The organism is Bradyrhizobium sp. R2.2-H (assembly GCF_004346455.1).
In the GTDB taxonomy this organism is placed as follows: Bacteria; Pseudomonadota; Alphaproteobacteria; order Rhizobiales; family Xanthobacteraceae; genus Bradyrhizobium; species Bradyrhizobium diversitatis.
On sequence record NZ_SMBR01000003.1, the window covers coordinates 442,086 to 463,858 of the forward strand.

The 21,773-nt window shown below is 63.0% G+C and carries 16 protein-coding genes; 9 read left to right on the forward strand and 7 right to left on the reverse strand.

Going from position 1 to position 21,773, the window contains the following annotated elements; genetic code table 11:
- Window positions 1-33: 33 nt before the first annotated feature.
- From tssG to EDE08_RS09650, 7 genes are all read right to left on the reverse strand, one after another.
- Window positions 34-1,098 (reverse strand): type VI secretion system baseplate subunit TssG, encoded by a 1,065-nt coding sequence (tssG, locus tag EDE08_RS09620; RefSeq protein WP_131868659.1) that lies wholly within the window; start codon window positions 1,096-1,098, stop codon window positions 34-36.
- The gene (gene tssF, locus EDE08_RS09625) at window positions 1,062-3,029 is read right to left on the reverse strand and encodes a type VI secretion system baseplate subunit TssF (protein WP_131868660.1); all 1,968 of its coding nucleotides are present in this window, start codon (window positions 3,027-3,029) and stop codon (window positions 1,062-1,064) included. The genes tssG and tssF overlap by 37 nt, the downstream gene beginning before the upstream one ends.
- 1 nt (window position 3,030) lies before the next feature.
- Window positions 3,031-3,579, reverse strand: a complete 549-nt coding sequence (gene tssE, locus EDE08_RS09630) for a type VI secretion system baseplate subunit TssE (protein WP_131868661.1) — start codon at window positions 3,577-3,579, stop codon at window positions 3,031-3,033.
- A 182-nt stretch (window positions 3,580-3,761) separates the two neighbouring features.
- Entirely contained in the window at window positions 3,762-4,247 is a 486-nt protein-coding gene (locus tag EDE08_RS09635) for an Hcp family type VI secretion system effector (protein WP_061881606.1), read from the reverse strand.
- 50 nt (window positions 4,248-4,297) lie between these two features.
- Complete coding sequence (tssC, locus tag EDE08_RS09640; RefSeq protein WP_061881607.1) at window positions 4,298-5,800, reverse strand: type VI secretion system contractile sheath large subunit; 1,503 nt, start codon at window positions 5,798-5,800, stop codon at window positions 4,298-4,300.
- Window positions 5,801-5,817: 17 nt separating this feature from the next.
- The gene (gene tssB, locus EDE08_RS09645; protein ID WP_131868663.1) at window positions 5,818-6,345 is read right to left on the reverse strand and encodes a type VI secretion system contractile sheath small subunit; all 528 of its coding nucleotides are present in this window, start codon (window positions 6,343-6,345) and stop codon (window positions 5,818-5,820) included.
- 124 nt (window positions 6,346-6,469) lie between these two features.
- Window positions 6,470-7,783: a type VI secretion system protein TssA gene (locus EDE08_RS09650; RefSeq protein WP_131868664.1), complete on the reverse strand. Its 1,314-nt coding sequence runs from the start codon at window positions 7,781-7,783 to the stop codon at window positions 6,470-6,472.
- A gap of 359 nt (window positions 7,784-8,142) precedes the next feature.
- Between EDE08_RS09650 and EDE08_RS09655 the strand changes: the two genes are divergently transcribed.
- The 9 genes from EDE08_RS09655 to EDE08_RS09695 are packed head-to-tail and all read left to right on the forward strand — an operon-like array spanning window position 8,143 to window position 21,766.
- Window positions 8,143-10,011 (forward strand): type VI secretion system Vgr family protein, encoded by a 1,869-nt coding sequence (locus EDE08_RS09655; protein ID WP_131868665.1) that lies wholly within the window; start codon window positions 8,143-8,145, stop codon window positions 10,009-10,011.
- A 5-nt stretch (window positions 10,012-10,016) separates the two neighbouring features.
- On the forward strand, window positions 10,017-10,580 hold the full coding sequence (locus tag EDE08_RS09660) for a DUF6931 family protein (protein ID WP_131868666.1): 564 nt from the start codon (window positions 10,017-10,019) through the stop codon (window positions 10,578-10,580).
- 12 nt (window positions 10,581-10,592) lie between these two features.
- Complete coding sequence (tagH, locus tag EDE08_RS09665; protein ID WP_131868667.1) at window positions 10,593-11,969, forward strand: type VI secretion system-associated FHA domain protein TagH; 1,377 nt, start codon at window positions 10,593-10,595, stop codon at window positions 11,967-11,969.
- A 47-nt stretch (window positions 11,970-12,016) separates the two neighbouring features.
- On the forward strand, window positions 12,017-13,354 hold the full coding sequence (gene tssK / locus EDE08_RS09670; RefSeq protein ID WP_165935814.1) for a type VI secretion system baseplate subunit TssK: 1,338 nt from the start codon (window positions 12,017-12,019) through the stop codon (window positions 13,352-13,354).
- Window positions 13,351-14,883: a type VI secretion system protein TssL, long form gene (gene tssL / locus EDE08_RS09675; RefSeq protein ID WP_131868669.1), complete on the forward strand. Its 1,533-nt coding sequence runs from the start codon at window positions 13,351-13,353 to the stop codon at window positions 14,881-14,883. Before tssK ends, tssL begins: the two co-directional genes overlap by 4 nt.
- A gap of 42 nt (window positions 14,884-14,925) precedes the next feature.
- Window positions 14,926-18,477: a type VI secretion system membrane subunit TssM gene (gene tssM / locus EDE08_RS09680; protein ID WP_131868670.1), complete on the forward strand. Its 3,552-nt coding sequence runs from the start codon at window positions 14,926-14,928 to the stop codon at window positions 18,475-18,477.
- Complete coding sequence (tagF, locus tag EDE08_RS09685; RefSeq protein WP_131868890.1) at window positions 18,474-19,175, forward strand: type VI secretion system-associated protein TagF; 702 nt, start codon at window positions 18,474-18,476, stop codon at window positions 19,173-19,175. Before tssM ends, tagF begins: the two co-directional genes overlap by 4 nt.
- A 6-nt stretch (window positions 19,176-19,181) precedes the next feature.
- Window positions 19,182-19,958 carry a PP2C family protein-serine/threonine phosphatase gene (locus EDE08_RS09690; RefSeq protein ID WP_131868671.1) on the forward strand — a complete coding sequence of 259 codons (777 nt, stop codon included), beginning with the start codon at window positions 19,182-19,184 and terminating at the stop codon, window positions 19,956-19,958.
- Window positions 19,955-21,766, forward strand: coding sequence for a serine/threonine-protein kinase (locus EDE08_RS09695; protein WP_131868672.1), 1,812 nt, complete (start codon window positions 19,955-19,957; stop codon window positions 21,764-21,766). The genes EDE08_RS09690 and EDE08_RS09695 overlap by 4 nt, the downstream gene beginning before the upstream one ends.
- Window positions 21,767-21,773 lie beyond the last annotated feature (7 nt).

The following is a 21,773-nucleotide window of genomic DNA, read 5'->3' on the forward strand; positions in this document are numbered from 1 at the left end:
ATGATGTTAGGACGACAGGGGCGGCCGATAGGTTCAAATCGCCACGGCATCCGCTGCGCTGCTCCGACGGGCTCTCAAGCGCTCGCCAAGCTGAAAGCGGGCATCGCGGCGATATTCTTCCGTGGACGTCCAGTTCGGCGAGACCCAGGTGGTCCATCCAAGTCGTCCGCTCTGGCCGAGTCTGACCGGGGCGACCTCTCCCGCTGGAATGGCGAGTTCAACCTCCCACTCCAGTTCGTCGCCGATATAAAAGAAGACGGCGTCCGCCAGCGGCTCCGACAAGTTGCGGCTTTCGGTCGGCAGAAACTGCTCGTATTGAGCAAAATTCTTGACGAAGACCCGAACCCTGATCTTGTCCTCGACGCTGAACACCCGTGAGCCGAGAAGAGCGTCTCGACCGAGACTGGCATGGGCCTGCCCGATCCGGCTGCAGTGACTTGGGTCGAACGCGAGCCAGGTCCCGACAAACTCGTCGATCTCGACTTTGACATCGAACAGCCCCTGCAGGAACCGCGTCAGCCGTGACGCGCACTTCGCCCTTGGGGCGATAAGCCCGGCGAAGCTGAGCTTCGCCATGTCCGGTACGGTGTCCCGATTGGCGAAGACGTCGGAGCCGAGGCCCGCAAAGGAGCCGACATAGGCGATGAAGCGATCCTCTGCCGGTCGATCGTGCTGCGCGATCGGCCGCGCATCGGCCCAGGCGCGAAAGAACAGCTGCAGGAAGCGCCCGTTGAGCAGATCGAGAAATCGCGGGAAAGCGTCATCCCGCATCAGCCACCAGCTGAGACTTTCATCGGTGGTGGCAAGCGGCAGCGCGCCCTGCGGCCCGAGCAGACCCAGAAACTTGACGAGTATCCTGAGCCGGCCGTCCTGGTCGTCGACCGCTGCAAGATTGGAGGCGGGGAACTCCAGATATGGGACTTGACCGAGGTCGACATACTCGTCGCGGCGAGCGGCGCTGTCGCCGATCCGCGGTCGATCCCGGTTGGCTCGCTCCAGCTGGCGCAGCGTATTGAAGAAATCGAACCGCCAGGGTTCGGACTTCATCTGGTCGATCAGCGTCACAACGGTCTCCGCGTGCCCATGCGCGGTTGCCACCGCATGATCTCGCCGCGCTCCGGCGTTGAGATGACCGTCTGGGTAAACGTATTGAAGCCCGAATAGTCGGCGAAGAATCGCTCTAGGACGGCTCCGAGCAAGAACACGCCGCTCCCCTCGAAAGCCTTCTCGTCGAGTACGACGGTGATCTCCAGCCCGCGCGCTGCGCCGCTACCCGTGCGCTCTCGCACCCGTCGCACCACCGGCCGGCTTTCGATCGAGCGCACGCCGCGGATCTTACGTTCCGTGGCGTCGTCGTACTGGTCGGCGAACAAAGATAGCATTTCTCGCAGCGCCCCGGCGTTCTTGCCGCCACCACGCTCGACAAGACCAAGGTAGTTCAGGCTCAGCATGTTGATCAGCCGCCAACTGACAACTCCGCTATTGGCGACCTCGCTGCGGCTGCGCAACTGAGCCACCACCGGCTCCCGTGGACGCGTGGGACCGGCGACGCACACCAGATCGAGGGACGTATCATCCAGCAGGCGGAAGTCGGCGCCGCCGTGGCCAACCGGAAGGTGCTCCGTGAGATGCCGATTGGAGCAGAGCGCCCGGACGCTGAGTTCGGCAACGGGGTTTTCTCCGCTCAGCTCACCGGGCTCGAGCAGTGACAGGAACATGTCGGTCCCGGTGTAGTCGGACGAAGAGCCATACGTCTTCTCCTCCATCGTGCGGCGTCGGGGCAGGCGGCGGACGGTGAAATAGAGACCCTCGACCGATCCGCTGGTCGGGTCGACGGCAGCCGAATACAGCGGGCGCACCAGCCGCTTGTCCTTCTCCGCCGGAAGGTGCGCGTAGACTTCGATCACCTGGTGCGGTTCGTATTCGAGATAGCGACTACGATCGGGCACCACGTGGTATTCGTGGGTATTCGATTTGACGGGGATGCGATCGCTCGTCTTTTCGAACAGATTGATCGCCGGCGCAGTATAGAGCTTGAAGGCGTCGGGACGCACCGCGGCGGCAAGCCGCGAATTGTGTTCATCGAAAGCGAAGACGATGTCGATCGACTTGCTGCGCAAGCGCGGCATCACGCTGCGAAGTCCGGTCAGGTTGACCCCAAGGAACTTGCGTGGAAATGCGAAATATTCCCGCAGCAGCTCCGAGCCTCGGAAGATCCGATTATCGTTGGGAAACAGCGACTCGTTCTCATCGAAGCCGATCTGTTGAACGCAGTCGAGCGGCGCACGCGTCACCACGGGATCGCCGAAGTCGTCGAGATGGCGGAAGTAGACACCTCTGCAATTCGCGATCAGTTGCTCGTAAAGCGCGATCGAATCCGACTCCGCGCCGGAGAGGTAGATCGGGAGCTCGCCCACGCGGCAGCCTGCAAACCAGGTTTCCGGTTTGGTCCGGGCCTCGGTGTCGGGCGGTTCCTCATCGAGCCGGGCCGCGGTACGGTGGGTCAACGACAGTCTCAGTCCCGCTATGACATCGCCGCCGACCGGTATCCCGAGTGCCTGCAGTGCGCCGGCTGTCGAAAAGTACTCGGCGCCGCTGAGGTCGAACGGCCAGAGCACGATGTCGCGGCAAAGTCGAAATCGGCAGGCGAGGCTTCGTTCTCTCTCGCGGTACGTGGCGTCGAAATACGCGCCGCGCGCGATCTTCTTGCCGTCACGCAGCGCCGGGTCGGCATAGGGTGGCCGCGCCGCGACCAGCATGGCTGACGGTGTCGGAGCAAGATAGTTCGGAACCAGCTGTTCGAGCAGGTTTGCGGTGAATTCCGGAAATTCGTGCTTGAGCTTCAGCTGGACGCGGGCGGCGAGAAACGCGGCGCCCTCCAGCAGGCCGGTGATCATCGGATCCGAGCGATCCCGGATCAGGCCGCCGAGGCGTTCCGCGATTCCGGGGAATTCTTCGGCGAAGTCTCCCGCCTGCTCGTACAGCAGCGACAGTTCACGATTGTAGAAGTCCAGGAATTCGCGGTTCATGCTAAAGTCGGTTGATCTGAATATCGCCGCTGTCGAGCTCGACGTCGGCGACGAACTCCACGGGAACGTTGAGCGGTTCGGCTTTCATGTCGGCGTGAACGATGAAGCGCAGCTTGAGCTGCTCAGGGCCGACCGAGCCGTCGCGGCGGACGCGGATCGTCTTGCGATCGAGCCTCGGCTCAAAAGTCGTCAGGGTCTCGCGCAGCGCGTCGCTGAGTTCATCGTCCGTGACCTCGTCGATCGAGCGATGGGCAATATCGGGAAAGCCATAGTTCAGGATCGACTTTCGCACGCAATCCCGGCCGGTCATGTCCAGCGTCGATTCCAGAGCGATCGTATTGAGCAGCGTTTCGAGGTCATGGGAGACCTCGCGCCGCAGCAATGTTTCCGAGATCGGATGGCGTCCCGTGCTGCGCCGGCCTGCGATGATCCGTTCACCGGACTGGTCGCGCAGATCGAGCTCCTTGCGCGCATCACGTGCCTCGTGAGCCGCGCGAAAGGCCAGCATGAGCGGTGGAGAAAGCCGATCCTTTTTTGGCGTAAGCGTCATTCCGGTCCCCATGTCGACCGGCGCATATGCAGCTTCGGGGGCGGCAATTGGCGTCCGGCGTGATCTGCCGTGATCAAGCGTCCAGCCCGAAAGCCGGGATAGCCCGAAAGGCGCGGGCGGGATCGCGTCGCACGGCACCGGTTTCCGCTATCGGTAACCGGCGCCAGACGATGATCCGTGGATCAGGCCCATTCCTTGTTGGCAGGAACGTCCCAGCCGAAGGTCGGCGACGCGCCGGCGGCGCCCTTCTCCGTCTGGGTCTTGTAAGTCATCTTGACCTTCGCAAAGTTCAGACTCACGTTCTCGGTGAGACGATCTTCGCCGTGCGACCCGCCGGTCGACACGCTGGTGACCAAAACCTGCTTCATCTCGATCTTGAGATATTCCAGCGGGTTCTCGCCGGCCTTGCGAACGGTGAGGATTGCGGTATCAATGTGCTTGCCATTAGCGCAGACCTTGAACAGTTCCGGCGTGGCCTTGTCGACGAAGTGCGTGAAGTGGAGATCCTGGACGCTGACCTTGCCGGCGCCGCCGCCGGATCCGCTGTGGAATGTACCGGTCTGGCTTTCGCCGAAAGACCAGCTCAAGATATCGATTTCGTCAGGATGTTTGTCGTCCTTCGATTCGCCCTTGATCGGATCGAGTTTCAAGAAAATATCGACAGCCATAGCATAGTCCTCTCAAAAATCTTGATATTGATGGTCGTGATGACGTGACGTCAGGAGCTCGGGCCCGGCAGGCGCGAGACAAGGCTGAGGCCGACGTCCATCGCTTCAAGTTGAAAATGGGGACGGAGAAAGAAGCGTGCGTTGTAGTATCCCGGGTTCTCCTCGTTTGCTATGACCTCAACCTTCGCAGCGGCCAGCGGCTTGCGCGCTTTCTGAGCTTCTGACGACAGGGCCGGATTGGCATCAACGTATTCGTTGATCCAGGTCTGCAGCCAAACCGTCAGCTCATCCTTCTCCTTCATGGATCCGATCTTGTCGCGAACCATGCACTTCAGATAGTGCGCAAAGCGAGACACTGCGAACATGTAGGGCAGACGTGACGATAGGTTGTCGGACGCGGTTGCATCCACGCCTTTCTCGCCGAAATACTTCTTCGGCTTGTAGAGCGACTGCGCACCGATGAAGGCCGCCTTGTCGGTGTTCTTGCGATGGATCAGCGGGATGAGGCCCGCCTTTGCAAGTTCGTGCTCGCGACGATCGCTGATGGCGATCTCGGTCGGGCATTTCAGGTCGACGCCGCCGTCGTCGGTCGGGAACGTGTGCGTCGGCAGGTTGATGACCTCGCCGCCGGACTGCACACCGCGGATGCGCGTACACCAGCCGAACTCCTTGAAGGCGCGGTTGACATTGACTGCCATCGCGTAGGCGGCGTTGATCCAGCCGTATTTGTCGCCGGTATGCCCGTCGGTTTCTTCCTCGAAGGCGAACTCCTCCACAGGCTCGGACTTGGCGCCGTAGGGGAGGCGACCCAGTACCCGCGGCATGCAGAGACCGAGATAGCGTGAGTCGTCCTGGTCGCGCAGCCCCTTCCATGCCGCATATTCCGGCGTGTCGAACACCTTGCCGATGTCGCGCGGATTGGACAGTTCGGTCCACGAATCCATTCCCATCAGCGTGGGCTCGGCCCCCGCGAAGAAGGGGGCGTGTGCCGCGCCGGCAATCTTGCTGAGATCGCGCATCAACTGCACGTCGGTGGGCAGATGACTGAAGTAGTAGTCTCCGATGAGGCAGCCGAACGGCTCGCCACCCAGCTGGCCGAATTCGTACTCGTAGACCTGCTTGAACAGCGGGCTCTGATCCCAGCGGGCGTCCGGGTAAAGCCGGAGGTTGCGATAGAGCTCGCTCTTGGAGACGTTCATCACGCGAATTTTGAGGTTGGCGTCCGTCTCGGAATTGAAGACGAGGTAATGCAGACCGCGCCAGGCGCTTTCGATCGCCTGGAACTCCGGTGCGTGGAGGATCTCATTCATCTGCGCGGTGAGCTTCTGGTCGATCCGCGCGATCATCTCCTCGATGGTGTCGAGGACGTCGGATTTGATGACGCTGGTATCCTTCAACGCTTCCTGGACGAGCGTTGATACCGCGTTCTCGACTTCGGTCGCCGCGCGTTCAGTGCGAGGCTTGAAGCTTTGCTTCAGCAGGGTCGCGAACTCGTCAGCCTCGACGGTCCCGAGCTGAGTAACGGTTGCTTTCTGACCAGCTTCTTTTGCCATGGTCCCCAGTCCTTCCCTTATTTCTCAACGTCGGGTTCGGTCGGCTGGCTGGCTGCGCGCTCCTGCAGCGCCGCCATCAGCTGAGGATCGCTGAGAAGCTTCTTCAACTGATCCTCGGCGGCCACCTTGCCGTCCATGTAGCGCAGCAGGTTGGCGAGCTGTTCGCGGGCCTCCAGCAGCTTGGCCGTGGCTGGAACTTGCCGGGCGACCGCCACCGGTGAAAAGTCGGCCATCTTGTTGAAGCGCAGGGCGACGGAAATCTTCTCGTCGGGCGCATCGCCCAGACGATTGGCCACGCGTGTCGTCACGCCGGGCTGAATTGCCGCCATGCGGTTGTCGAAATTGTCCATGTCGAACTCGAGGAACTTGCGCTCCTCGACCTTGGACTTCTCGACGCCGGCGTTGTTGCCGGAAAGGTCGGAGAGGACGCCCATGACAAACGGCAGCTCGACCAGCCGCTCGGCGTCGTAGGGATCTTCGTAGGTGATGTGCACGCGCGGTGCGCGGTTTCGCCGAATGAATTTTTGACCGCTGTCCGTAGCCATTGGCTGCCCTCTCTACAAAATCGCTTTGGAAACCGACTTGCGCGACGCAGGCTGATAAGGCGGCTCAACTCGCGGTCGACAAGCTTCCTTATGTCCTGTTAGTGCCGTCGAGCGAAAAGCGGGTTCAATGCGATTTGTCGATTGTCTTGAGCGTCCCCTCGGGCAGGACGTCGTTCAAGAGGCTGAGGAAGTCCCGCTGCGCGAGATCGCGCGCGCGATCGACCAAAAAAGGGATCGGGCTGGACGGCTCTGCGGCTCGGAAAAATGCCGCCACCTTCGCCAGCAGGCCCAGAGCTTGAGTTCTGTTTTCTACACAAAAAACAATATCTTGAGATGCGTTCTCGACCGTGGATGAGGGTGTTGTGGCGAGCTCCGCCATCCGTTCGATCGGCAGGTCGAAAACCTTGTCGCGCCCGATGTTGATCGCGGCGCTCTCCACGTGGGTGGGCACCAGCATCCGCATCACCTCGATGAATGACTTGCCGACCATTTCCTGCGCCTGGCGCACCAGCAACAGCGCCGGGTTGGACGGTTCCATTCGGGAAAAATAGTCCGCCACGGCCGCAAGTGCCGCGGTGGCCTGTGCTGACGAAGCCAGCACGCCGGTCGCTTCCAGTGGCACTTGCGCGTCAACCGGTGCCGCATCGTCCGGTAGCGCGGCCACTGCGGCCGGATCACGCTCCGTGACAAGACCCGCAAGCCACGCGGCCATACCGTTTGCGACTCCGGAGACTCGATCGAGGCTGATGGGTTGACCAGTGTTCAACTTTTCGTGCCAGATCGCCTTGAGGCCGGAGATTTCAGCCGCGACCGCCGAACACCGGGCACTCACGGCCTTGAGGGTGTCGAGATCGGTATCGCCGATGATGCGCTCGATGGTCGCTAGATCGGGGCCGCCCGCGTCGGCATCGCCGGCGGCGATTTCGCCTTTGGCGACCTGATAGGCCCGGTAATTGATGCTGCCATGCCTGCGGTTCTCGATCAGCGGAAGGAATTGGAGAGGGTTGATCACGGTTGGAAACACATCGATCGCTTCGATCGTGACGGCCCGAAGAGCATAGTCGTCGTCTTGGGCCCTCGGATGCACCGCTTCCCACTGATCCCTCAGCAGCGTGGTGGTCGCCTTCAGGCAATTCAGAAAGCCGTCGAGATCCCGGTTCAGGATGGAGAACTTGGCCAGCAGCATGTTCAGGCGCAGATCGCGGGTGCGCGCCAGAAGGGGCCGTACGGCCTCGAACTGGCCCGCGATATCGACGGCCTTCGGATCGAAACGTCCGCGCTCTCCATTGGCGTTGACGACCTCGAAATACGACATCGGCAGCAGGGATTCTGCACCTGCGAAAAAATTGAGGTACTGGATGTCGCCGGCGGCGTCGAGATCCGGCCCGCAGGGATCATCGGCCGCTATGGCCTGGGTGAGGGATGCGACGTCGAGCATGCGAGGATCGTCCGTCTCCTAAGCCATCCCGCCCCTCTGCCGAAGCCCGTGTCGTCCAGCGGATCGGGCAGGGGAGGATCATGATCTGATTGCCTTGATAGGTCAGATCCATGATAGCCCTGGTTCATTCCCCAAACGATCATGGCAGTTTCGCGTGAACCGGCAAGCTCTTGGAGGCGACTATACTTGAGGGGCGAGGTGGTTCCTTGGACGGCTGCCGTGGCGCGTCAGGAGGCCCACCCACCCTCGGGGCGGAGTTGCCGGCCCTGTCAGCGGCAGAAGGGATTTCCGTGGTTCTTGCATGACGCCTGATCGGCACTTCTGCCGATCACGCGGACGAAGAGGGAGTTAACGCCCACATGGGCCAGCTTACCCAGGATACCCGCCTCTGCGAGCTCAAGACGCCTCTCGGCAAAGACGTTCTGGTTTTCGTCGGATACGAGGCTTCGGAAGGACTTAGCGAACTCTTCGAATACCGCATCGAGTGTCTCAGCGAGGATGCCGATCTCGACTTCGACCGCGCGATCGGCAAGCAGTGTACGCTGACCATCAAGCTGCACCAAAAGGAACGCGAGTTCAGCGGCATTCTCACGGAAGCCCAATGGCTGGGGGTGAAGAACGACTACTTCAGCTATCGGATCGTGCTGAGGCCTTGGCTATGGCTGTTGTCGCGAACCACCGATTGCCGGATCTGGCAGGACAAGAAGGCGCCCGACATCATCAAGGAGGTCTTCAACGATCGCGGCTTCACCGATTATGAATCCAAGCTGACCGAAGAGGGCTCCTGTCCGAAGCTCGAATATTGCGTTCAGTACCGGGAGACCGATCTGAACTTCGTTTGCCGGCTGATGGAACAGCACGGCATCTACTACTATTTCAAGCACGAGGGCGGCAAGCACACGCTGGTGTTGGCGGACTCCAAATCGTCGCACAGCCCGATCAACGGTCTTGCCACGATACCCTACATTCCACTGACGGGAGCCGACCGGCGCGGCGAGCAACACATCTACGAATGGGTCGCGGAACGCCAGTTTCGAACCGGCAAGGTCGAGCTTAACGACTACAACTACCAGAAGCCCAACGCGCAGATGATCAGCGACGCCAAGGGTAACGAGCACTACACGCGGTCGGAGATGGAATTCTACGACTATCCGGGCAAGTTCAAGGAGAAATCCGACGGCGAGCGTTACGCGAAAATCCAGCTCCAGTCCGAACAGGCCATGGACCGGCGGCGGCGCGGCAACGGCGACGCGGTCAACCTGTTCCCCGGCGGACTGACCAAGCTCGAAAAGCACCACAAGGACTCGCAGAACATCGAATATCTCGTGGTGCGAGCCACCCATTCGTTCTCGATCGAATCCTATCGCACCGGCGGCCCGAGCGACGCCGGCCAACACGTCTATTTCGGCAGCTACGAGTTTCTGCCGAGCGATCGGCCGTTCCGCGCGCCGATGCTGACGCCGAAGCCGAGGATCAACGGCGTCCAGACCGCAAAGGTGGTGACCAAGGACGACAATTCCAGCGAGGAGATCGACGTCGAAAATCTCGGCGAGATCTATGTCCGGTTCTTCTGGGACCGGAAGAAAAAACGGTCATGCCGGTTGCGCGTCGCCCAGGTCTGGTCCGGCAAGAAATGGGGCGGTCAGATCATTCCGCGCGTCGGACAGGAGGTGGTCGTCGAATTCCTGGAAGGAGATCCGGACCGGCCGCTGGTGATCGGTACGGTGTATAACGACGAATACAAGCTGCCCTACGATCTGCCGTCCAAGAAGACGATCGCGGGATTGAAATCGGACTCCACCAAGGGGGGCGGCGGCTACAACGAGTGGAACTTCGAGGACAAGAAAGGCTCCGAGAAGATCACGGTGCACGCCGAGAAGGACCACGACGTGACGGTCCGCGACACCGAGACGCGGACCATCGGCGAAGCCGCGCTCGGTGGTGACACCCGCAAGACCACCCTCGTCAACGGCAATGACAAGCTCGACATCGCGCTGGGCGGCCAGCATATCACCATGACGATGGATCAGTCCGTCACCGCAGGCCTGACCATCACTCTCATGGCGAACGTCAACATCACCCTGCAGGTTGGTCCCAGCCAGATCATCCTGACCCCTGCGGGTATCGTCATCAACGCGCCGACGATCGCGATGACGGCGCAGGGCGCCATGGCACTCGCAGCCGGGGGACCGCTGGGCGCCCACGGCCTGCCAACTCTTGTCGGCTGACCGCTATGAGCCAGGTTCGGTTCGCTACGGTGCAGGATCTGTTTCAGGCCTATCCGATGGCGCGCCACGATGTCGGCAAGGCCGAGGTCGACAAGCCTTCGCTGGACTTCCTTCAGGACGCCACCGATGCGCGCAATTGGCACGGAGCCGTCTCTTTCTGCGCGTATCTGCTGCCCAGGCGCGTGGCGGTTGCCTGGGGATGCCGCTCGTTGCGACGGATGTTCGACCAGTTCGACGCCAACGACAGCAGATCGCTGAATTTCGTGGAGACCTGGGTCCGGCAGCCGGACGAGCAATCCCGGAACAAGGCGCTGGCGGTCGGCAATGCCAACGATCCCGAGCAGCCGGCGACATGGCTGGCGCTGGCGGCCGGATGGTCCGGCGGAAGCGTGGTTCCGGCAGAATTTGCGCCGGTCGAGGCCAAGCCCGACCAAGCCGCGCGCGCGGTGCGGGCGGCCCTGCTGATTGCCCTTTGCCGGCTGCCCCGCGAGTCCCGGGACCGGATAATGACGGCATGCCTTGAGGATGGTATTCAATTGGCACGCGGCGAACCGCGCCCTCCGCGCTGACGAGACGATGAGATGGTGCTTCGCTTCAATATCGAGAACGAACCGAATCTTCCGGACGGCGGCCCTGTATCGTTTTCGGTCACCGGCAGGCGGTCGGTCGATATTGGCCGGGACCGTCACCTCGACTGGACGTTGCCCGATCCGACGCGGATGATTTCCGGAAAGCATTGCGAGGTGCATTTTCGCGACGGCGCCTATTGGCTGCATGACGTCTCGACCAATGGCACTTTTCTCAATGGCGCCGACCAGCGTATCCGGGGGCCGCACCGGTTGCGCGACGGCGATCGACTTACCATTGGCCACTACATCATCGGAGTTTCACTGGAGGACGAGGCGGGCGGGCGCGTCCCGGACCGCGAGGCGCAACCGCGCGCATCTCCCGTCCAGCAGCCTGCCGGGTACCAGGAGCTTTGGGCGGCCGACCGCGACGTGCCGCCGCCGATCGATCCGCAGCAGCTGAAGAACCCACGCGAGGCGGCGCGGCCGATCAATCCGGAGTTTCTGGATTGGGCCGCGAGCGTCCCTGCGCCGGGAGTGGATCCGTTTCGACGTTCATCGCCGACGCCTCCGCACCAGCCCGATGCGCAGGACGACATGAGCTGGGCCGCCGGCCCGGTCGCGACGCCGAGAGCACTGGTCGAGGCAGCACCCGCCATGCCGACCCCGCGCCGGCCATCGGCGTGGACCGATGATGAAACAGCGCCCGTCCAGCCGCCGCCATCGCCGGCCCGGCCACCCGTTGAGCAGTCCCGCCCGGCACAAGTGGCGGGCGAAGGGCCAGCCGCGGCCAGGCCGGTCGGCGGCACCGAGTTCGCGCCGCTGGTGGCACGTGCTGCCGGGTTGCCGGACAATTTCTTTGCCAACAAGACCGACGCGGAGCTCGCCGAACAGCTCGGCACGATCTTGCGCATGACCGTGGACAATCTGATGGCGCTGCTGCAGGCGCGAACTCAGGCCAAGCAGCTGACCCGCAGCACCAGCCAGACGACCGTCCAGGCCGTGGAGAACAACCCGCTGAAATTCTCGCCGACTTCGGAAGAGGCCATGCGCATATTGTTCGGGCCGCGGACGCGCAGCTATCTCGACGCGCAACGAGCCTTCGCGCAGGGCTTCAGCGACCTCAAATCGCATCAGTTGAAGACGTACATGGCGATGCAGCACGCCGTCCACGAGCTCGTCGCCGGCATCGATCCGACGCTCATGGCGCGCGAGCTCGAGCTTCAGCGCGGCGCGAACTCCTGGTTCGGCTCGAACAAGGGCAAACTCTGGGACGAATTCCTGACGCGCTGGAAGGCGCATCTCGGCCGCGACAACAGCGCGCCGATCGATACTTTCATGTTGCATTTTTCGGACTATTACGACCGCGCCGACAAGGGCGGATCAAAGTGACTATCGGCGACCACGCGGTCGCCAAACGCTGCTGAGTGGATGTAGGAATGTCTTGGTACAGCAAGGTTTTCTGGTCAGAAGGACTGTTTCTGCGGCCGCACCATCTGCAGCAGAACGATCGCTATATCGAACATTTGTTGGAAAAGCGCGTTCGCTACACAACGCCATACCCCTGGGGATTCGCCCAGCTCGAGATCGACAAGGACCTCACCGAACAGAGCAAGTTCGCGGTGCGCAACGCGTCCGGCGTCATGCCGGACGGAACGCCGTTCGACATCCCCGCGGACAGCCCGATTCCGGAAGCGATCGAGGTGCCGGATTCTGCGGCCGGGCAGATCCTCTGGCTGATGATGCCGATCGCAGCGCCAAACACCCGCGAGGTTGATGAGGATCGCACCGACAGCGCCAGTCGCTATGTTCGTACGTCCGAAACCTTCATCGATTCGACCTCGGCGCTGCGCATCGAGGAAGAGATCGACATCGCCTATCCGCGGTTGTCGTTCGAACTGCGCAAGGCCAGCAAGCCGGGATACATGGGACTCGGCATCGCGCGCATCCTGGAAGTGCGCGACAAGAACATCCTGTTCGACGACAAGTTCGTGCCGCCGATGCTGGTCTGCGCCGCACATCCCGTCATCGACGGCTGGCTCAATCGCATCATCGGCTGGGTCGAGACCAAGCTCGACGAGCTGGCACGTTACGCAGTCGATCCGTCGTCCGGGGGCGGGTTGCAGAGCGTCGACTACCTGGTGCTGCAGGTGCTGAACCGGACCATTCCCGTGCTGACCCATTTCCAGCGTTCGGGCAGCGTTCACCCGGAACGGCTGTACGAGGAGCTGCTGAGGTTTGCCGGTGAGCTTGCGACGTTTGCCACACCAGAACGTCGTGCTCGCAACTATCCGGCGTACGATCACGACGATCTCGAGAACATCTTCACACCCCTAGTGAGCGACATCCAGGACTTCCTGAGCGCGCGGCTGGGCCGGCGGGCGATCCGCCTGGAGATCATCGAGCGCGCCCAGAATGCGTTCGTGTCGCCGATCCGCGATCGGGCGTTGTTCCGGAATGCGACCCTGGTGCTGGAGGTCGCCGCACGGCGGCCGCTCGTGGAGATCCAGAACGACTTCCCGCATCTGTTCAAGGTCGGCCCGAACACCAAGATGAACGAGATCGTGCACGCCAACTTGCCAGGGTTGACGCTGGTGCACCTGCCGACCCCGCCGCCGCACATCCGGGCCATCACCGATCACGTCTATTTCTATCTCGATCGCAAGTCGCCGCTATGGCCGGAGTTCAGCACGGCGGCCTCGATCGGGATGCATTTCTCCGGCGACTGGCCGGAGCTCGAGCTGTACCTTTGGGCTATCCTGGAAGACAGGCCATGAGCGATAGGGACAAGCCGGTCAATCCTTTCGGTCGGGGCGAGCGGACGATCATTCGTCCCAATCCCGGCGGGAGGTTGCCGCCGGCGCCCACCGCTCAGCCTCCGGCGGGCGAGGGACCCGCAGCACGTCCAAGCTATTCGCCGTCACCTGTGCCGTCTCCCGGCGCGCCCGCGCCGTCCTCGCCGCCATCCTCTTCTCCCATTCCGCAGCGCCCGAGCTACGCCGCTGCGCCGACCAGCCAGCCGGCCGAGGAATGGATATCGACACCCGCGCAGGCACCGGTGCAGCAGGGGATGCTGCCACCCGGACCGCCGTTGCGCATCGACGATCTGGTGGCGCCAAACGCCAATCCGGTGATGCGTGCGGCCGGCCCTTTGCTGCAATTGCTTGGCCGGTTGCGCGTGGCGCTCATGCGCGCGTCATTCGCAAGTCTGATGGAGCAGGTCGCCGACGCGATCAAGTTCTTCGAGAAGGATATCCGTTCGGCGGGGATCTCCGAGCATCAGGCCAACACGGCGAAATACATCCTGTGCGCCACCGCCGACGATATCGTGCAGCACATCCCGACCGATGAGCGCCACGTCTGGACGCAATATTCCATGCTGAGCCGGTTCTTCGGCGAGCGGGTGGGTGGTGTCCGTTTCTTCGAGATCCTCGACCATTTGAAGGTTGATCCGCTGATCAACTATCCAGTGCTCGAACTGCAGCATGCCTGCCTCGCGCTCGGCTTCCAGGGCATCCACCGTACATCGGCAGGCGGGCTTGCGAACCTGCAGGTGATCCAGCGCAACCTCTACGAATTGTTGCGCCGGGTCCGTCCCAAGACGGTGAGCGACCTGTCGCCCAACTGGAGGGGGCAGGCACTGGCCGGTCGCCGGCAGCGTCTCCGCGTTCCGGTCTGGCTGGTGGCAGCCGTGGCCGCCGCGCTATTGACGGGGTCCTACTTCGTCCTGCGAACGCTGCTGGCCGGCCGGGCGGAGAACGCTGCCGAAGTCGCTCTGGCGCTGCATCCCAGCGATCCGATCGAGCTCAAGCGCAAGGTCATTGCACCGCCGCCACCACCACCTCCGCCGCCACCGCCGGACCGTATCACCCAGCTGCAGCGCATCCGCAATGCGCTCGCCAAGGAGAACACCGCCTGTGCCATGACCGCGGACCAGACCGCGAGCTTCATCGTGATCAGGGTCTGTGACCTCGCGTTGTTCTCGTCAGGCCAGGCCACCATCCTCGACGGCTTCAAGCCGGTTGCGGCCCGCGTCGCAGTAACCCTCGACAAGGAGCCCGGACGAATCCGGGTCGTCGGTCACACCGACAGCTCGCCGATCCGCACCGTGCGCTTCCCTTCGAACTTCGAGCTGTCGGTCGAGCGCGCCAAGGCGGTTGCCGCCGCGCTGAAGCCCGGCCTCACCGATGGTTCGCGCGTCGACGTTGAAGGCAAGGGAGCGGACGCGCCGATCGCACCCAATTCGACGCCTGACGGACGCGCCAAGAACCGGCGTGTCGAGATCTTCATCGAACGCAGCGAATAAGCAGGCTCCACGGCTCACGCGGTTTGCGACAGGTACCGATCAATGCTTGCCAAGGATATCATCCGCATCATTCTCTACGGAGTTGGGCTCAGCTCGCTCGGCGCTGTGATCTATTTCGCAGGGCCCTTCATTGCATTCGGCGACTGGCATCCGCTCGAGAACCACATCATCCGCCAGATCGCGATTCTGCTGCTGGTCACGGCCGCGGCGGGCTTCGCCGGCTTCAGCTTCTTCAAGCGGCGCAAGAATGCCAAGGAGATCGCCGACGGGATCAGTGCGGCAGATCAGCCCGTCAGCGACGAGCCAGTTCTCAAGGAGCGCATGAAGGATGCGCTCGCCACGCTGAAGACCGCCAGCGGCAACAAATCGAGCTATCTCTACGATCTGCCCTGGTACGTCATCATCGGCCCGCCCGGCGCCGGCAAGACCACCGCGCTGGTCAATTCCGGGCTCAAATTTCCGCTCGCACGCGGGGCGACGCCGGCTGCGGTCGCGGGGGTCGGCGGTACCCGCTATTGCGATTGGTGGTTTACCGAGGAGGCCGTCCTGATCGATACGGCCGGCCGCTATACCACCCAGGATTCCAACGCCAAGGCCGACAAGGAAAGCTGGCTGGCCTTCCTCGACATCCTCAAGAAGAGCCGGTCACGCCAGCCGATCAACGGCGTCCTGGTCGCCATCAGCATCGAGGACGTGCTGACGCTGCCGAAGCAGGAACTCGCGCTTCACGCCGACGCCATCAGAATGCGCCTGCTCGAGCTGCATCAGAAGCTCAAGGTCAGCTTCCCCGTCTACGCGCTATTTACCAAGGCCGATCTCGTTGCCGGCTTCACCGAATATTTCGCCTATCTCGGCGAGGCCGGCCGTCGCCAGGTCTGGGGCGCGACATTCCAAACCGCTGACAAGACCAAGAATCTGGTGGGACAGATACCGGTCGAGTTCGACCGTCTGCTGGAGCGCCTGAGCGAGGAGACACTCGACCGCCTGCAGGACGAGCCGACCCCGCAGCACCGCGTGCAACTTTTCGGCTTCCCGGCACAGATGGCGCGGCTCAAGCCTCAGATCCACGACTTCCTCAACCAGATCTTCGAGCCAACGCGCTACCACGTGAACGCGAACCTGCGCGGATTCTACTTCACCTCGGGAACGCAGCAAGGGACGCCCATCGACCAACTGATCGGGTCGCTGGCGCGCACGTTCGGCGCGGAGGAGGTCGGTTCCGGATCCTATTCAGGGACGGGCAAGAGCTATTTCCTCGCCGATCTCATTTCCAAGGTCATCATCGGCGAGGCCGACTGGGTCTCGACCGACCGTGCGGCGGTGCGCCGCGCACTGATACTGAAAACCGCAGCGCTGTCCTTGATCGGTCTGGTCTCGATCGGGCTGATCGCAGGATGGCTGACCAGCTACAAGCGCAATTCCGACTTGATCGCGCAGAGTGTGCAGGCAGACAACGAATATGCAGCCGCCGGAGCGCCTCTCATCAAGCAGACGCTAATCGACGATCATGATCTCGACAAGGTGTTGCCACTGCTCTATCGGCTGCGCAACGCCCCGGCGGGCTACGGATCGCGCAACGAGTCGGTGCCCCTGTCGGCCCGTTACGGGCTCAGCCAGCACGCCCGGCTGATGTCGCCCTCCAAGGCTGCCTATCATGCGGCGCTCGAGCGCATGTTCAGGCCACGCCTGCTGTATCGCTTGGAGGAGCAGCTCAATGCGCGCATCAACGAATCTGCGTTCGTCTACGAGGCGCTGAAGGTTTATCTGATGCTCGGCGGCCTGCAGTCGCCGGACCGCGATCTGATCCGCTCCTGGATGCAGCGCGACTGGCAGGACAACCTCTATCCCGGCGCAACCAATGCAGAAGGACGGCGCCTGCTCGATGAGAACCTCACGGCGATGTTCGACCTCGAGACGGAGCAGCCCCCGCTTGTCGAACTGGACGGCCGGCTGATCAAGCAGGCGCAGAATTCGCTCGCGCGCCTGAGCGTGTCGCAGCGCGCCTACGAATTCCTGAAATCCGAGGCACGCTCATCGACTGCAGGCGACTGGATCGCCGCCCGCCGCGGCGGTCCTGACATGGCCGTCGTGTTCGAAACCACGACGGGGCAGCCTCTGGACGCTGTGCGGGTGCCCCAGTTCTTCACGTATAACGGCTTCCAGCAGAACTTCGTCGCCCGGCTGCCGGGTTTGTCGGAGCGCATGAAGAAGGAACGCTGGGTTCTGGGCGATGCCGGCCAGCAATCGGCCATCGACCAGCAGTACGACAACCTCGCCGGCGACCTCGTGAGCATCTATTCCAACGAGTTTGTCACGATTTGGCGAACCGCGCTGGGCAGCTTGCGTCTGAAGAAGCTGCTTGCCGACAAGCCGAAATACGAGGTGCTAAGGGCGGTTTCCGCGCCGACCTCGCCGATGCGGCAAATCCTGGAATCGGTGCGCGACGAGACGACACTGACCAAGGAGCGGCCGAAGCCGGCGAACGCTGCGACGAACCAGGCCACGCCTGCTGTGGCCGCGCCGCCACTGTTCACCAACGCCCAGGATGGACCACTCGGGGCGACGATCGAAGCGCAGTTCAAACCATATCATGCGGTGCTGGAAGGCGACAGCACCCGCCGGCCGATCGACTCGACCATCGCCAACCTGAACGACATCGCGCAGAATCTGACGCTGATCATCGAGAACCCGCAACTGACCGCGCAGGCGACCGCTTCGCTTCAGAGCCAGGTTGCGGCCCTGCGCAACAATGCCTCACGCATGCCGCCGCCGTTCTCCGACATGCTGCGCGCGGCCGCCGCAGAGTTCGAGGGCAGCATTGCGGCCTCGACTGCCGGACAGATCCTGCAGGCGCTGCGCGATCAGGTCACGCCGGTTTGCCAGCAGACGGTGACCAACCGGTATCCGTTCGTCCGCGGCAGCAATCAGGAGGTGCCACTCGCCGACTTTGCCAAGCTTTTCAGTCCGAACGGCATCATGGACAAATTCTTCACCCAGTTCCTGGCATCTTACGCCGACACGTCGCGATCAGATTGGACGTGGCGGAAGGAAAGTCCCGTCGGCCGATCATTCTCGCCCGACACGCTGAGGCAGTTCCAGAATGCGGCCTATGTCCGCGACGCCTTCTTCCAGACCGGCGGTGGCGTGCCGGCGGTGTCGTTCGCGATCCGGCCGCCCGGGGCATCCGGACCGGGCGTGACGGTCAAGACCGAGATTGGCGGCACGACGATCACCAGCCCGGTCACGCCGGGCCCGCCTACGGCTTCGTCCATGTTCGGCGGGCCGCAACCTCCGCCACCACCGCCGCAGCCTCAGAGCAACGCACCGACCACCGTCCTCTGGCCGGGTCCGTCGCCGCGGACGGCAATTTCGGTCAGCAACGATTTCGGGCCGCCATCCGTGCTCGAGCGCATCGGTCCCTGGTCGTTGTTCCGGATGCTCGAGGCTGGATCCCTGGTGGTGAAAGCGGAAACCGCCCGCGCGACTTTCATCGTCGCGGGGCGCGAGCTCAACTATCAGATTTCGACCGGGTCGTTGCGCAATCCCCTCAACCTGTCGGTGCTCCGCGAGTTTCGTTGCCCGACCGGAATATGACCATGCGTTGTGGGCTATTCGGCAAGATCGGCGCGAAGCGTGATTTCATCGCGATCGCCACCCCGCGCAGCTTCCTGGAAGCCTGGGAGCCATGGGTGCAGTCTGCGCTGTCGGCCAGTCGTCATCAGCTTGGCCCGGGCTGGCAGCAGGCGTTCCTAACGGCACCGGTCTGGCGATTTTGGCTTGGCGCCGCCATCTGCGGCACGACGGTGGCGGGGGCAATGATGCCTTCGCTCGACGGGGTGGGGCGGTATTATCCATTGACGCTGCATGCGGTGTCGGACGAAAGCGCCTTACTGCCGCCGCCGAGCGTCGATCCTCAGGATGAATGGTACGGGCAGGCGGAGGCGTTTCTGCTTTCGACCCTGGATCAAACTTCGACTTTTGAGCAGATATCGGGCGCCCTGGATCGTCTCGCGGTGCCGCGACCACAGGCGCCGATCGCCGACGGATCGCAAATGATCGCACTGGGCGCAACGACCGTCGGAGCGGTTTCCGCGGCTGACGCATTCACCAAGTCCTTTGCCGCGCTTTCCGCGGCCAATCCGCAGATCTATGCTGCGGCAAGTTTCTGGTGGACCGCGGGTGGCGAAGGCTTTCCATCAATGGCGCTCGCTTGCCGCGGATTGCCGGATCCATTTCACTATTCCACACTGCTGACCGGTGATCTCGGCCGTTCAGCATCCGGGACGGGGTGACACGCGATGGTGCATGTCCCTTCCTTGTTCGATGTCGGCAGCGTCACTCATGCCGGACGGGTGCGGACGCGCAACGAAGATTCGTGCCTGGTCCGGACCGATGTCGGCCTGTGGGCCGTCGCCGACGGTATGGGCGGTCACGAGGCCGGCGATCTCGCCAGCCGCATCGTCGTGCAGTCGCTTGATGCGATCGGCTTGCCGGACTCGGCCGCCGACTTGCTGGCGCAGTGCGAGGAGCGGCTGTTCCACGCGAACCGGCAGATCCTGTCGCTCAGCAAGGAACGGCAGGGTGCCACCGTCGGCACCACGGCGGCGGTTCTGCTCGTGCGCGACGGCTACTATGCCTGCATATGGGCGGGCGACAGCCGGGTCTACCTGGTCAACCGGGGCAGCATCAATCAGGTATCGCATGATCACAGCGAGCTGGAGGAACTGATTGCCGGCGGCGCGGTGTCGCGCGAAGACGTCAAGGACTGGCCGAGCAATGCCATTACGCGGGCCGTTGGCGTCGCCGACGATCCGGAGTTCGAGGTCGTGACAGGTCCGGCCGAGCCGGAAGACGTCTTCGTGATCTGCAGCGACGGCTTGACCAAGCATGTGCAGGACGACGAGATCCTGCAGCACGCGATCACGCGGCACGCTCAGGCGGCTTGCGATGACATGCTCGCTTTGGCTCTTGATCGGGGAGGGCTCGACAACGTGACGATCGTGGTTGTGCGGCTGCTGGTGCCGCGATCCTCAGAACCGACAAGATCGCCGCTGGATCCGGAGCCGCAACCATGACCGTCAACGATCCATTTCCGTCGGGCTACCGCGGTGTGCCGCCCGGCACCCGCCTCAACGGCATCTACGAGATCGAAGCGGTGATCGGCGCGGGCGGCATGGGTGAGGTCTACAAGTGCCGTGAGATCCAGACCGGATCGCCGGTTGCGGTGAAAATGCTGCTGCCCGACATGGTCGACAACGAGGCCGCGCTCGCGCTGTTCCGGCGAGAGGCAGCGGCGCTTCACAATCTCCCGCACGACGCGATCGTTCGCTACTTCCTGTTCACCGTGGAGCCCGTGCTGCAGCGACCGTATCTCGCGATGGAGTTCGTGAACGGCCGTTCGCTCTCGAACATGCTCGACGAAGGGCCGTTGACTTTCGAGGCGCTGGTCAAGCTGATGCAGCGCGTTGCATCGGGACTGGAGGCCGCCCACGAGCACGGCATCATCCATCGCGACGTTTCCCCGGACAACATCATCGTGCCGCTCGACGATGTGAGACGCGCCAAGATCATCGATTTCGGCATCGCCCGATCGACCCAGATGGGTGACAAGACCATCATCGGTTCGGGCTTCGCCGGCAAGGACAACTACGCGTCTCCGGAACAGGTCGGCCTGTACGGCAACGAGATCACGGCGAAGTCCGACGTCTACAGCTTCGGCCTCGTGCTGTTCCATGCTTTGACCGGACAGAAGCTCGACATGGGCGGAAGCCAGTTTCAACTGGTGGAGAAGCGCCGGCGTGTGCCCGATCTCGGTGCGGTAGACATGCGCATCAGGCCTTTGCTGGAGCGGATGCTGCAGCCCGATCCGACGTTGCGTGCGACCATGGCGGAGGTCGCCAAATGGACGCCGACAGGTCCGCCTCAGACATCCACCGCGCCGCTGTCCGGCTTCGATCCGCTGGCGCCGCCGGAAAGCGCGGCGCCGGCCTGGCAGGACAGGGCGCCCTCAACCGCGCAGAGGAGGCCGCGCAGTCTCTGGCCCTATGCGAGCGCAGCCGCGGTGCTGCTCATGTTGGGCGGGGGTGGATATGCCTTCTACAAGCTGGTCTGGTCGGCGCCTGGCGTGGCGGGCTTGCCGCCGCCTCCGAAACTCGCGGGGACAATGTCGCCGCCGAAAGTCGAGCCCTCTGCACCACAGCCCGGACGCCGGGAGCCGGTGAAACTGTCACCACCGCCGGCGGTAACGCCCACTCCGCCAGCCGAGGGGCAGGGGCGAGCCGAGCGCATCCGCAAATATGTAGCTCAATATTCCGGCGGCGATTGCTTCTTCATCTTGCCGGTTGCGGTCAGTCAAACCGCCGCCGTGATCGAGGGCTTCGGCGCCTCGACGGCCCCGTTCGATACGTTCGACAAGGCGTTTCGGCGGGACCAGGGATTTGAGGCTTCGGTCGGTGTCAGGCAGGTGACCCAGGCCCAGTGCCCGGCCGTCAAGTTCTTGAGCCAGGTGGGAAGCGATCAGGTGCGAGTGCCGCGCGTCACCCTGTCAGCGACGGAACTGAAGGCCGGCGAAACCCTCAACGGCACCATCGAGAACTTCGCCAATCGTGTGGTGGAATTGCTCATGGTATCGGATCGCGGTGAGGTGCAGAGCCTGTCTTACCTTCTGAAGCCGGGTATTGACTCGCTGTCGTTTTCGCTCCCGGTCCCGCGCGCGAGCGGTCCGCAACTGATCTTGGCCGTAGCGACTCCGCAGGTTCTGGACTCGTTGCGCCAGCCGCGGCCGATCGCTGCCGACACGTTCTTCCTGCAGGCGCTGAGTGACGCCCAGCGCAACCACGTGACGATCACCGCGGCCGCGCGCTACGTGATGCTCACGAATTGATCGGCGC

Bases quoted from the DNA above. Each gene is read 5' to 3' on its own strand.
- tssF (WP_131868660.1), bottom strand. From the start codon at position 3,029: ATGAACCGCGAATTCCTGGACTTCTACAATCGTGAACTGTCGCTGCTG.
- tssE (WP_131868661.1), bottom strand. From the start codon at position 3,579: ATGACGCTTACGCCAAAAAAGGATCGGCTTTCTCCACCGCTCATGCTG.
- EDE08_RS09635 (WP_061881606.1), bottom strand. From the start codon at position 4,247: ATGGCTGTCGATATTTTCTTGAAACTCGATCCGATCAAGGGCGAATCG.
- tssC (WP_061881607.1), bottom strand. From the start codon at position 5,800: ATGGCAAAAGAAGCTGGTCAGAAAGCAACCGTTACTCAGCTCGGGACC.
- tssB (WP_131868663.1), bottom strand. From the start codon at position 6,345: ATGGCTACGGACAGCGGTCAAAAATTCATTCGGCGAAACCGCGCACCG.
- EDE08_RS09650 (WP_131868664.1), bottom strand. From the start codon at position 7,783: ATGCTCGACGTCGCATCCCTCACCCAGGCCATAGCGGCCGATGATCCC.
- EDE08_RS09655 (WP_131868665.1), top strand. From the start codon at position 8,143: ATGGGCCAGCTTACCCAGGATACCCGCCTCTGCGAGCTCAAGACGCCT.
- EDE08_RS09660 (WP_131868666.1), top strand. From the start codon at position 10,017: ATGAGCCAGGTTCGGTTCGCTACGGTGCAGGATCTGTTTCAGGCCTAT.
- tagH (WP_131868667.1), top strand. From the start codon at position 10,593: ATGGTGCTTCGCTTCAATATCGAGAACGAACCGAATCTTCCGGACGGC.
- tssK (WP_165935814.1), top strand. From the start codon at position 12,017: ATGTCTTGGTACAGCAAGGTTTTCTGGTCAGAAGGACTGTTTCTGCGG.
- tssL (WP_131868669.1), top strand. From the start codon at position 13,351: ATGAGCGATAGGGACAAGCCGGTCAATCCTTTCGGTCGGGGCGAGCGG.
- tssM (WP_131868670.1), top strand. From the start codon at position 14,926: ATGCTTGCCAAGGATATCATCCGCATCATTCTCTACGGAGTTGGGCTC.
- tagF (WP_131868890.1), top strand. From the start codon at position 18,474: ATGACCATGCGTTGTGGGCTATTCGGCAAGATCGGCGCGAAGCGTGAT.
- EDE08_RS09690 (WP_131868671.1), top strand. From the start codon at position 19,182: ATGGTGCATGTCCCTTCCTTGTTCGATGTCGGCAGCGTCACTCATGCC.
- EDE08_RS09695 (WP_131868672.1), top strand. From the start codon at position 19,955: ATGACCGTCAACGATCCATTTCCGTCGGGCTACCGCGGTGTGCCGCCC.